Below are 12185 nucleotides of genomic sequence, written 5' to 3' on the forward strand. Positions count from 1 at the left end.
TGATAGCACCTGCCCGCCAATATAAAGAATAAGACGTTTTTAAATTTGTCAGGTCGCGGCCTATACCTAGCGAACGTCAAGCTCACTTGCAAGGTCTTTATACACGCGGCCTTTGTCTGTTGTGACGAACAGGTTACCCTTTTGTTCGATCAACTGTTTGTCTTCGAGTCGTTCCAGATATTTATTCGCTATTGTTGAATTCAAGTTGGCCCCATATACGATTTGCGTTTTCTTGGCACCGTTCATAGCAATCTTCAAGATCGCAAGCGTAATGTCCAATCTACTTCTTCTGATAAGAATGCCCCCCAGCTTCTTTATACAGTAATTTCCCGATTAGTACTCACGGGTCGATAAAAGAATATTGAGACGCAAATATTTAACCTAATCGTTTTGGAATATTCTTTCCAAATACCATTCAAGAACAAAAAACCCTTTTATATAAGAGGATAGCAATAATCGACCGGACTATATCCGGCAACAGGCGGACAACAGATAGATTTATAATTAATACCGATGTAGAATTGTCGAAAATCTCATATTGCGGGAGTAACCAAGCGGCCAAAGGTGGTAGACTCAAGATCTTCTCGCGAAGGCGTTCGGGGGTTCGAATCCCTTCTCCCGCACCATACAGGTGATTTTTTTTGGCAGGAGACGTTTCTTACGATATTGTTGTGAACTCCGTTGTTGAGATACTGAAGGAAGCTCAGACAGGCCTACCACAGGATGTTACTGATGCACTCCGAAAAGCAGAGGCTCAGGAGTCCTCGCCTATTGCAAAAGAACAGCTGGAAGCTATCCTTAGGAATATCGATATCGCGTCCAGGAAACAGATACCCCTGTGCCAGGACACAGGCATCCTTATTTTTTTCGTGGAGATTGGCAGGGAAGTGAGACTTGATTTTGACCTTGAGGCAGCCATCATCGAGGGAGCGAGGATAGCCACCGAGTGCATTCCTCTGCGCCCGAATGCAGTAGACCCCCTCACACGCCATAACACCGGAACAAATACAGGTGACGGTATACCGGATATAAAGTACGAGTTTGTAGAAGGTAATCAGATTAAGATCACAGCAGCTCCGAAAGGTGCAGGTTCCGAGAACATGAGCGCACTTAAGATGTTCAATCCCACAGAAGCAGACCGCATCCGCGAATTCGTGCTTGAGACAGTGCTTAAGGCAGGCGGCAAACCCTGCCCGCCAATTATCGTGGGAATTGGCATTGGAGGCTCTTTTGATAAGGCAGCAAGGCTTTCCAAGCTTGCCTTGCTGGAAGATACCGATAAGATGGGCGGATTCGAGAGGAGTATACTGAAGGATATAAATGCCCTTGGTATCGGTCCAATGGGACTGGGAGGGGACTCCACCGCACTTGCCGTCCACATCAAAAAAGCATGCTGCCACACAGCATCCCTGCCTGTGGCAGTAAACATACAATGCTGGGCCAACAGGCATGCCTCTGTGACACTGGGAGGCGGCAAATGACGGAATTCCATCTTAGCACCCCTCTCGGTAAATCGGACCTCGACCAGCTTTCAACAGGTGACATTGTTTACCTTACAGGCACGGTCCTGACAGCCCGTGATGAAGCTCATGCCCGCATACTTGAATTTACAGAAAGGGGAGAAGAGCTTCCCTTTGACCTTGAGGGAGCCGCCATCTATCATTGCGGCCCCCTTATGAAACAAAAGGATGATAAATGGGAGGTCGTTGCAGCTGGCCCGACAACAAGCGCACGCATGTCAAAAATGACGCCCCTCCTTCTTGAAAAATACAACGTAACCGCACTTATAGGGAAAGGAGGCATGAACAATGTTGCCGGCCCGCTTAAAGGAAAATGTGTCTACCTTGCATTCACCGGAGGATGCGCCGCCCTTGCTGCAGAGAATATCCGGGAAGTGGAGACCGTACACTGGCCGGACCTGGGGATGCCTGAGGCTGTGTGGGTGCTGAAGGTAGAGAACTTTGGACCGCTCATTGTAGGCATAGATGCGAAGGGCAATGATCTTTTTGGAAAAATAGAGGAAAAGGCCAGGAACGTATTTTCCGGCCTCAGATAAAGAATGTGAAGACCACCCAGGCTATCATGGTAAGGATAATAGAGTGCTTCAGTCCCTGGGTCACAGCTCCTTCACCCATCTGTCCCGCAACAAGCCCGCTCATGAAACCCTGGATTACCGCCGCATGCATCATGAGTCTTGTGTATTGAGCAGGATCAAATGAACGGATAAAACTTGAACCTGCCCCTGAAGCCTGCGCGGCTCTTGCTGCTTCTGCCATAGTCGGGACGAATGTTGATGTAAGCAGCGCTATAACGAAAATAAACACAAAGAACGATATGTAAGTAATCACTACATACATCATCATGTTCCCCCGCCTTTCACGCTCAAGCAACTTCACTTCCCGGGCATCACGGGCAGCTGCTTCCAGCACGGAGGATACACGTCCTCCTGCTCTGCTTGCCTGGTTGATCAGCGAGACAGACCTTACTATCACAGGGGTGGGCACCCTTTTGGAGAAATTTGTTAATGTCTGCTCAAAGGAGATACCCCATGACATGGATGAATCCATTTGTTGAACTTCTTTTGTCATAGCTCCATATTCACCTTTTGCAACCGTGCTTACAGACCTTGAGAGAGTCAGACCCGCTCTGCTCAGTTCAGATATATCCCTGAGGAAAGTTGGCAGGTACTCTTCCACTTTGTTTATGTTTGTGAACTTTTTATGGAATGCAATAGCAGGAGGAGTGATAATGATAAGTATTGTAAAGATTATAACATCATCTATAATCGGAGTACCCCAGGCCATCCTCATCCCAAAGACAAAGACAAGAAAAGCTACTGGTAAACTGATAATAAGCGTGTATTCAGGATGTTCATAAAAAGTACTGCCAGGTCTTTTTAAAAACTCCTTGATCGCCAGGTTCTTTTTTGCATTTTCCATTCTGGAGCCGATCAGGCCATCTTCCAATTCACACAGTTCTTCCTCTGTCAGAGACACGTCCGAGGCCAGATCATTCTCAACAAAATCCTTTATGTTCATATTATGCCTCCGGGGTCAAACTACTTATTAAAATGACATACATGATACTTCCAATGGGAATCAACGCATAGATAATCAGATAAAGGAATATCATCTGAGCACTGCCCATTATAGACATGATCGACATTACAACTATCATGAAAAGCGGACCTGCGACAAAAGCAGTTACATACGTTTCTCCCAGAAGCCCCAGAGTTTCTAGAAATTCTTTCTGATTCTGCCTGTTCTCTATCAGATATTGATCTGCCTTTATTTGAAAGTAAGTTTCTACCTGACCACCAGAAGTTACAACAGTTACTGCCCCTTGTAAAAAATCCTGAAGCATTAATGAAGGAGTTGTTGCAGAGAGGCTTTTCATAGCCGTTACAAGGTCATCACCAAGGACTTCAAGGTCGCGCACAAGAAATCGGAACTCTACAGAGACCTGACCATATAAACTATTATTTGCAAGGGATCTGAAAAGTTCAACAGGAAGTACACCTGCACCTGACATTGCAGACATGTAATTTACAGCATACGGTAGCATGGTATCGATATTCCGCTTCCGGTCACCAGCCATTATTGCAGGGTAGAACATAAATATCTTGTAGACCACAAGAAAAACTATACTCATAAAAAGAATACTTCCAATAAGAGCGACTGCGAAAGACTTGTATACGACATAAGGTGCTGCCCATGCAGGAAATGTTAATCTCGTGACCTTTAATTCAGGTACTCCAAGCAACATGATGACGACATTAAATCCAATCAGTCCAACAACAGAGCAAATAATAGAACTGAGCAGTGCACCTGAAAGATAGGCATCATAAGCCAGGTCCATTCTGTTCTTCATCAGGTTATAACGAAGGCCAAAATACTCGATCCTTTTTTTGGTGTAATACTTACCAAATATATTGTATGCAAAGGTGAAATATAGGTTAGACATGCATATCTTGCCTCACCATTTCCATTACTGTTTCCGGTTCACGGTTGTACGCGACTACAATCTTGGCGAAGTCCCTGAAGTAAGTAACTTTCTTTTCCCGGGTCCACTCAAGGATCTCCTGACGCCTTTTAAGCTCCTCACGAACTCTTTCCTCGGTCCAACCCCTGTTCTCCATCACACTCTCAATCACATAGGACCTTCCCGAATAATGGAACATATCTCTTGTTGCATCCCATGAGAACACGTCATTTGTCAGCAGGTCGCCTGTCCTGGGGTCAGCGCCCACGATCTCTGTTAGTGTCTTGCATCTTCTTACACGCTTGTCACCAACTTTGACCTGTACCTGAATAGCTATAAGGTCAAGAGCCTGAATCATAATCCTTGGCACATTGATAGGAGGGTTTTCCAACCTGTGGATGGCAGATGCAACCGAGTCAGCATGCATCGTGGAGAAGGTGGTATGACCTGTGGACATTGCCTGGAAAAGTGTCAGTGCTTCTACTCCACGCACCTCACCCACAATTATATATTCCGGTCTTTGTCTCAGAGATGCCCTGAGAAGTTCATACATCTCAATGGAACCTTTGTCCCCGCCTCCAAAAGACTGTCTTGTGACACCTGGGATCCAGTTGGGATGCGAAAGGTTGAGTTCCCTTGTATCCTCTATAGACACTATTTTCATCTCGGGTTGGATGAAAAGGGATATAGCGTTCATTGCAGTAGTCTTCCCTGATGCAGTACCGCCTGCGAATATGAGACTCTTGTTGGAATCCACTGCCAGCCACATATAGGCCAGCATAGATGTGGAGAATGTATGGAAGTCAATCAGGTTTGCCGGCGTTATAGGATTATCCTTGAATCTTCGAATCGTGAAGGTACTGCCACGAGTAGTAATCTCACGCCCGATAGTGAGCTGTATGCGGGAACCATCCGGCATGGTTGCATCCAGAAGAGGATTTGCTATTGAAACATGCCTCCCACATATCTGCGCTATCCTGATCACAAACGAATCTACCTCTTCATCATCTTGGAATTCTACACTGGAAGGTATAGAATTGTAAACTTTATGGTAGAGATAAATAGGAGTATTCGGACCGTCACACGATACGTCCTCTAGATTTGGATCCCTCATAAAGACATCTATCTCGCCGTATCCTACGAAATTGCGGACAATATAGTACATTATCTTTTCACGTTTCTTAGGAGATATATCGATCTGGTACTCCTGGAGGTATGCCATCACTTTATCTCGAAGGAAAAACTCTGCATTTGTACGGGAGACTTCCTTGAGGTTGATATCAAGAGTTTCAATGAACTTGATCCTGATGGTATCCAGTAGCTCCTTTTCCTTTGGAGAAAGCCGTGGCTCTAGTGATTGATATTGGAATTCATGCGCTTGGGGGTTGTAGGCTATCCTTACATATGCGTAGGGCGCATTTACCTCGTACAGTTCCACTTCCTTATATGGACTGTCTGAAGGGATTGTGAAATCAACTATGGGACCGTGCTCTATAATATTGTAGGTATCGGTGTTAATCTTCGTCCTTACAAACAACTTATTTAAACGATCCTTAAGGCTTTTACGTTCTTCCTCTTCTTCAAAAGCATCTTCTTCAATAAAAGGTATCTCAAATATCTCCCTGAGAATCATACTCCAATAAGTTTCTCTTTCTTCAGGAATGTCTTCTACATAACTTGCATCTTCAAAGGACACATTGACCTTGCCCTTCAATTCTTCGATGCTTACGGTCTCATTTGCTGGCAATATAAGGTTTGCAAGTTCATCCACAAAAGTGTCTTCATTAATGCGAGGGATAAGTTCAGTTGTATTATCATCGGATAGATCTTCACAATATCGATTTTCCTTCATATCCTGATTAGATTGTACAGTCCCAACATTTTCCCTATCGCTAGGAACTGCCGGAGCATTTGCCTTTTCATCTTTGTTTTTATCTGAGTGATGATCCATTATTACCAGCTCCTGTAAATGATCAAGCACTCTTACTTTTAGAGATTGAGAGCTTCTTGCTCTTCTTTACTTTTTTCTTATCATCTTGGAATGTCTCAACTGCAGGGACCTTTATCCCAGCAACAGATGCAGAAAGACGATTAAATCCAACCGAAACCGGAGAGCCAGGATATTTCACTACAACAGGGGCCTTAAAGGCCATAGAGTTTTTGACATTAGCATCCTCCGGCAGATTCTCAAGAACCCTGATTCCCAGAGCGCCTTCTATTCTCTCTGCAGTGAGTTCATTCGGAATCACACCGGTCCGGTTTAGGAAGCATCCAAGAAATTGTTTATCCATAGATTCTGCAACGGTCTTTACTTTCATTGCACCCGCAAGAGAGGCAATATCGGGATTCACTACCTGTATTACCTCATCAGCCAGGGAAATTGCAGAAATGGAACTTTTAGTAATACCTGTGGAAGAATCTATAATGATAAATTCATAACTCTCCCTGAGACTTTCAATGATTTCAGACAAATTATCAGTGTTCGTGTTTAGAAAACTCTGCAAGGAAATGCTTCCCGGCATTACTTTCAGGTTGTTTGGACCGTCGTAGATCGCCTCTTTGATGTCTGCATTACCTGCGAGAACATCATGTAATGTGGCTTTGGATGTTTCAATACCCAACATTAACCCAATGGTAGGCATCCCTATATCGGCATCAATGAGAAGCGTATTCTTGGCAAAACCTGCAATTGCAGCCCCAATGTTTATCGCGACAGTGGTTGAACCGGTACCACCTTTTCCGGAAATAGTTGTATATATCTTTGCAGTCATCGAACACCCCTTGAAGATATTGATATTGTATCCTATAGGTACTGGCTGAGTAAGCCATATATTATAATGCTAAATATATTTATTAAAATAAGGTATTGTAAATATAAAAAGATATCCATAATAGCTTTTGGTCACTTTCAGCAAACCAAGCAATAAATACTATAATATCAACAGGAAAGATTATGGAAGAAAAGAATGAAAGGAACGTAAAGCTGTTCATTTACCATGCAAGTCAGTGTGATCCGAAAAAATGCACGGGAAAGAAAATGGCGCGCTTTGAGCTTGCCCGGCTTTTCGACCAGGTGAACAGGATACCCCGCGAGTCCATCCTCCTGGACCCGATGGCAGAGAAGGCGCTCTCACCGCAAGACAGTGACAGGAAAGGTATCACTGTCCTTGATTGTTCATGGGAGCATGTAGAGGAAGTATTCCCCCAGCTTGTCAGGCTCAAGCTTCAACATCGTGCGCTGCCTTACCTGGTTGCAGGCAATCCGGTGAACTTTGGCAGGCCATTCAAACTCACATCAGCGGAAGCCTTCGCCGCCGCCCTGTACATCCTGGGCCACAAAGATCAGGCACATGCAATAATGAACAAATTCAACTGGGGACATACTTTCCTGGAGCTTAATCACGAGCCTCTCGAGGAATACTCCACAGCAAAGGACAGCAAAGAGATATTGAGGATACAGAGCGAATATATTTGATACAGATGTTACAAAGGTGTCCTGATGAAGATGCAGATTGGAGTAATAGGTGCCGGTACATGCGATAACAGTATCGAGAAGATGGCTGAGGAAGTGGGACGGGAGATAGCAAAGAGAGGTGCCATCCTTATATGCGGAGGCCACGGCGGTGTTATGGAAGCCTCAGCCAGAGGAGCGAAAATGGAAGCTGGCACCACATTGGGAATTCTTCCCGGAGATTGCCGCCAGGATGCAAATAAGCACATAGATATTGCGGTCCTTAGTAACATGGGACACGCCAGGAATGCTATTATCGCGCAATCATGCGATTCATTGATAGCTATCGGGGGTGAATACGGCACGCTTTCTGAGATCGCACTTTCCCTGAAAATGGGAAAAAAGGTTGTCACCCTTGGATCAAAATGGGAGATAGAGGGAACTATAAAAGCCAGCGATCCTGTGGGGGCTGTTGAGCTGGCAATGAGTGATCTGCGATCTTGAAACCAGTTCTTTGCCCGGATAGTATTTTATTGTCCCATTCTTCCATCGTTTTTTATTACAACTCTATGACTATCCCCAGTGGGCAGTGATCCGATCCCGGGACTTCAGGCATGATGAATGAGTCACGGATGTTTTCCATCGCATTTTCACTTGCATAGAAGTAGTCTATTCTCCAGCCTACGTTGCGGGCCCTTGCTCCTGACCTCACGCTCCACCAGGTATATTGCCCGGGCTCCGGGTGCAGAAATCTGAATGTATCAACGTATCCTTGTGAGAGGAACCTGTCTATCCATGCCCTCTCCTCCGGGAGAAAACCTGATATAGTCTCATTCTCTTTCGGACGCGCCAAATCTATCTCCCTGTGGGCGGTGTTCACGTCACCACAGATAATAAGCTTCTTCCCCTGCTTTTTCAGCTCCAGGGCATATTCCAGAAAAGCATCGTAGAACTCCATTTTGTAGTCCAGCCTTTCCGGGGAGGACTTTCCATTGGGGAAATAAATATTGAACAGTATGAACTCACCATAGTCTGCGATAAGGATCCGTCCTTCGCGGTCAAATTTTGGAATGCCGAAGCCACATTTTATGCTTAGGGGCTCTTTTTTGGTGTAGAGTGCCACACCACTGTACCCTTTTTTTTCAGCCGAAGAGAAATAGCTACAATAACCTTTCACTTCAGTAAGTTCAGAACCCAGCTGTTCTTTTTGTGCCTTTGTCTCCTGGATACAGAGGATATCGGGCTGCTCTTTTTGCAGCCACTCCAGAAAACCCTTTTTTTGAACAGACCTTATTCCATTGACATTCCATGAGATAATCCGTATTTTTTCCATAGCATGACCCATGTACAAATAAACTTACTCTATTATAATCCTCCCCAGCTCAGCTGATCAGAACATATATATTTCAGACAGAATCTGCATTATCTATATAGGTAAACCTCATATATTTGCTGTGCAGAATACGCCCATGCATGATACTGTATATGGCTTGCATCGATGAATCACCCGGATCAGTGTCAGCATCGGTGTTCTGCAAAGGAATTTGCAAAGAGCCCTGATAGGTAATCTGGAAGTCACCAGAAAGAGGATACAAATAAATGGCCACAGCTGGAACTCAGGAAAGGTTGGGACGTGGCCTGGGCTTTTTCTCGACTTTTGCCATCGGTACCGGTACTATGATCGGGGCGGGAATATTCATCCTCCCGGGCATCGCCATGGCAAATGCGGGTCCAGGAGCGATACTTTCGTTCCTGCTTGGGGGCATCATCACAATAGCCACAGCCATCAGTATGGCAGAGCTGGCGACGGGAATGCCTTCTGCTGGCGGAAGCTATTATTATATCAGCCGCACAATGGGAGCGGTCCTTGGTGCGGTGATCGGCCTTGGCTCATGGCTGGCGCTGATATTCAAAGGTTCTTTTGCCCTTGTGGGCCTGGCTGAGTATTTCCAGATATTCTACCATCTACCCCTCTACCTCATTGCAGTTGCTGCTGGAGTCATTCTCCTTGTGATCAACTACCGTGGTGCTAAAAGCAGCGGCTCGCTTCAGAATATTATTGTGGCACTTCTAATCGTTATCCTCCTGGCGTTCATATCAGAAGTGGCATTGTTCATAGAGCCTGGCAACTTCACACCCACTCTGCCTTACGGACCAGCATCCGTCCTGACCACTACAGGTATGATCTTCATATCCTACCTGGGACTTGCAGAGCTTTCCGCAGTCTCCGAGGAGGTCAAAAATCCATCAAGGAACCTGCCTCTTGCTTTTATTGCCTCGGCAGTGGCAGTGACACTGTTCTACGTTGGCATAATGGCAGTAGTTGTGGGAATCTCGGCCCCCGGCATGACCGCATCCACAGTTACCCCTCTTGCAGACATCGCCGGGCTGCTTGCCGGGGATGCAGGGAGGATCATCATAGTATTTGGCGCGCTCATCGCCACGCTCTCCACAGCCAATGGAGCCATATTATCATCTTCCAGGTTTCCCTTTGCCATGAGCAGGGATGCACTGATGCCAAAATGGTTCATAACGATCCATAAGAAGTTTGAGACCCCTTCCAATGCCATACTGGTGACCGGGCTGATCATGATCCTGCTATTATTCCTCTTCGACATACAGCAACTTGCAAGACTGGGGGGGGCTTTCAATATACTTATCTTCGTCCTGCTGAACGTGGCCGTAATAATCCTCAGGAAGCGGACCCTTCCCGGCTATGAGCCTACCTTCAGGGATCCGTTCTTCCCACTAACCCAGATAATAGGGATAGGAGGAAGCCTGATACTGCTACCGCTTCTGGGAGTGCTGCCTTTGTTCTTTGCAATTGTCATGGTGTTTGCCGGAGTGGGCTGGTTCAGATATTATGGAAGGGGCAAAGCCACACCTAAATACACCCTGTTCGACCTGCTTGAGAACACAGTTGAAAAAACGAATGTTAAACCCGGGTCAGTAGTCAAGGTATTGGTGCCCATCTCCAATCCCAGACATGAGCGCGACCTCCTTAAACTGGCGGACTGTCTTGGCAGCGAGATCATCGGACTTCACGTTATCAAGGTTCCGGACCAGACGAGCCTGCAGGTAGCCAGGGAAGCATTCCGCGACAGGCATACGGCAATGGATTTCAGTTTCAAAAGGGAATTTGACAGGTATCCTGTGATCATTGGTCACAAAAGAGACTACATTGTTGCTTTTGACCATGACATCGCAAATTCGATAAACGAACAGGCTGAGATAGAGAACGTTGATACTATTATCATGGGATGGCATGAAAGCAGGTTCCAGTATTTCCTCGGGGAAGTGGCAAGTGATGTACTTGCTTCCTCTAAAAAGCAGATCCTTCTCCTGAAAGGATACCTGCCGGACAGGATAAGCACGATACTTGTCGCATATAATGGCAAGGAGAACTCAGTGCAGGGCCTTCACCTGGCCCGGAAACTGGCTGCCAACACAGGGGCTCAGATAGTGATAATAACCGTCATCAGTCCCGATGAGGAACAGGAGAGGAAGGAAGAGATCACTGCGAAGATATCCGAACTGGCAGCAGAAGAGGACATAATACCTCTTGAGTGCAGAGTACTGGAAAGATACTCTGTAGAAGATGCCATACTGGAAGCAGCTGAAGACAGCGATGTGACCATAATAGGCGATTCCAGCCAGAGGTTCAAGGTATCCCTGATAGGGACCATGTCCCATAGGATTGCCAGGCATTCAAAAAAACCGGTCCTCATTGTAAAAAGACCAAGACCCATATCCAGGGAAAGCCTGAACTACTTTTTGAAAAAGGTCTTGCGCAAATGCAGGGCAGAACTGCAAAGGCGGAAATTGTACCGCAGCACAGAATCTTCCGGTCCATAGATTCGCTGTGCTTAGAAATATAAAGTGGTCAGATCCGTATCCGGAAATGATAAAGTATGCAACCCCAGCAATCGGCTTTGTCAGGTTTTACTATGAAATTTTCCCATGGGGAGCTTTACATATTAGTTACCAAGAAAAAGACTTAAATAATAATGATTCCTATTTAGAATTATATCTTAAAACGGATTTGCTAAAAGCAAACACAACCATAAAAGACTGAAATTGAAGGAATGATCACAGACGAGTACAGAAGGCATCAAATACACAAATCAAAGGATAGAGATCCTGCAGTTCCTGAAGGAATTCGACGGGCACCCTACCGTAGAAGACGTGTACGAAGGCGTCAGGAAAAAGCTGACCAGGATAAGTAAAGCCACTGTATACAGCAATCTGAGGTTCCTGGCTGAAAAAAGCCTGATCAAAGAGGTGAACATCAAGGGAGTTTCCAGATTTGAGGCAAATCTTGTACCGCACCACCACATCATCTGTATTGAATGTGGTAAAATCTCTGATTACGAATCAGAAGAACTGACAGGTTACTCGCTGAAGATAGCGAGTGATATAGAAGACTTTGAAGTAGAGAGCACAGATACGAACTTTTACGGATTCTGTAAAGAATGTATGGAGGAATAATATGGACGAAATAGTAACAATGCCGCTCATAGGCGATGATGCACCGACGTTTACAGCAAAGACGACTATGGGGGAGATCAATTTCCCCAAGGACTACAAAGGCAAATGGGTCATCCTCTTCAGTCACCCGGCAGACTTCACGCCTGTGTGTACCACGGAGTTCATGACATTTGCAAGCATGCAGGAAGATTTCAAAGCACTAAATTGTGAACTCATCGGCCTGTCCATTGACAGTATCTACGCCCACATTGCATGGCTTAGGACC

Annotated in this window: 14 protein-coding genes and 1 tRNA gene; 9 read left to right on the forward strand and 6 right to left on the reverse strand. The window is 45.6% G+C overall.

Features of this window, described 5'->3' with window-relative positions:
* Window positions 1–66 precede the first annotated feature (66 nt).
* Entirely contained in the window at window positions 67–279 is a 213-nt protein-coding gene (locus tag Q8J68_RS04250; protein ID WP_256622032.1) for a winged helix-turn-helix domain-containing protein, read from the reverse strand.
* Between the two features lie 261 nt (window positions 280–540).
* Here Q8J68_RS04250 and Q8J68_RS04255 point away from each other — a divergent pair.
* The 3 genes from Q8J68_RS04255 (at window position 541) to Q8J68_RS04265 (ending at window position 2056) form a co-directional block, all read left to right on the forward strand.
* Window positions 541–626: transfer RNA gene (locus tag Q8J68_RS04255), tRNA-Leu, on the forward strand.
* Window positions 627–641: 15 nt separating this feature from the next.
* Window positions 642–1481 (forward strand): fumarate hydratase, encoded by an 840-nt coding sequence (locus tag Q8J68_RS04260; protein ID WP_305310298.1) that lies wholly within the window; start codon window positions 642–644, stop codon window positions 1479–1481.
* A complete protein-coding gene (locus tag Q8J68_RS04265; RefSeq protein WP_305310299.1) occupies window positions 1478–2056 on the forward strand; it encodes a FumA C-terminus/TtdB family hydratase beta subunit in 579 nt (192 codons plus the stop codon). The genes Q8J68_RS04260 and Q8J68_RS04265 overlap by 4 nt, the downstream gene beginning before the upstream one ends.
* On the opposite strand, the gene Q8J68_RS04270 is transcribed toward Q8J68_RS04265, so the two are convergent.
* From Q8J68_RS04270 to minD, 4 genes are all read right to left on the reverse strand, one after another.
* Complete coding sequence (locus tag Q8J68_RS04270; protein ID WP_305310300.1) at window positions 2049–3038, reverse strand: type II secretion system F family protein; 990 nt, start codon at window positions 3036–3038, stop codon at window positions 2049–2051. The genes Q8J68_RS04265 and Q8J68_RS04270 overlap by 8 nt on opposite strands.
* A 1-nt stretch (window position 3039) precedes the next feature.
* Window positions 3040–3858 (reverse strand): type II secretion system F family protein, encoded by an 819-nt coding sequence (locus Q8J68_RS04275; RefSeq protein WP_305310301.1) that lies wholly within the window; start codon window positions 3856–3858, stop codon window positions 3040–3042.
* Window positions 3859–3955: 97 nt separating this feature from the next.
* Window positions 3956–5932 (reverse strand): type II/IV secretion system ATPase subunit, encoded by a 1977-nt coding sequence (locus Q8J68_RS04280; protein WP_305310302.1) that lies wholly within the window; start codon window positions 5930–5932, stop codon window positions 3956–3958.
* Window positions 5933–5954: 22 nt separating this feature from the next.
* Complete coding sequence (minD, locus tag Q8J68_RS04285) at window positions 5955–6752, reverse strand: cell division ATPase MinD (protein WP_305310303.1); 798 nt, start codon at window positions 6750–6752, stop codon at window positions 5955–5957.
* Window positions 6753–6934: 182 nt separating this feature from the next.
* Between minD and Q8J68_RS04290 the strand changes: the two genes are divergently transcribed.
* Entirely contained in the window at window positions 6935–7456 is a 522-nt protein-coding gene (locus tag Q8J68_RS04290) for a DUF367 family protein (RefSeq protein WP_305310304.1), read from the forward strand.
* Window positions 7457–7480: 24 nt separating this feature from the next.
* The gene (locus Q8J68_RS04295) at window positions 7481–7936 is read left to right on the forward strand and encodes a TIGR00725 family protein (protein WP_305310305.1); all 456 of its coding nucleotides are present in this window, start codon (window positions 7481–7483) and stop codon (window positions 7934–7936) included.
* A 55-nt stretch (window positions 7937–7991) separates the two neighbouring features.
* Here Q8J68_RS04295 and Q8J68_RS04300 read toward each other — a convergent pair whose 3' ends face one another.
* A complete protein-coding gene (locus Q8J68_RS04300; protein WP_305310306.1) occupies window positions 7992–8765 on the reverse strand; it encodes an exodeoxyribonuclease III in 774 nt (257 codons plus the stop codon).
* A gap of 266 nt (window positions 8766–9031) precedes the next feature.
* Between Q8J68_RS04300 and Q8J68_RS04305 the strand changes: the two genes are divergently transcribed.
* The 4 genes from Q8J68_RS04305 to Q8J68_RS04320 form a co-directional block, all read left to right on the forward strand.
* Window positions 9032–11287 carry an amino acid permease gene (locus Q8J68_RS04305; RefSeq protein ID WP_305310307.1) on the forward strand — a complete coding sequence of 752 codons (2256 nt, stop codon included), beginning with the start codon at window positions 9032–9034 and terminating at the stop codon, window positions 11285–11287.
* 46 nt (window positions 11288–11333) lie between these two features.
* The gene (locus Q8J68_RS04310; RefSeq protein ID WP_305310308.1) at window positions 11334–11507 is read left to right on the forward strand and encodes a hypothetical protein; all 174 of its coding nucleotides are present in this window, start codon (window positions 11334–11336) and stop codon (window positions 11505–11507) included.
* A gap of 35 nt (window positions 11508–11542) precedes the next feature.
* Entirely contained in the window at window positions 11543–11920 is a 378-nt protein-coding gene (locus Q8J68_RS04315) for a Fur family transcriptional regulator (protein WP_305310312.1), read from the forward strand.
* Between the two features lie 19 nt (window positions 11921–11939).
* Window positions 11940–12185: redoxin domain-containing protein (locus Q8J68_RS04320; RefSeq protein ID WP_305310313.1), on the forward strand; the 246-nt coding region annotated here is incomplete at its 3' end.

Origin of the sequence: Methanolobus sp., assembly GCF_030682845.1 — an archaeon.
In the GTDB taxonomy this organism is placed as follows: Archaea; Halobacteriota; Methanosarcinia; order Methanosarcinales; family Methanosarcinaceae; genus Methanolobus.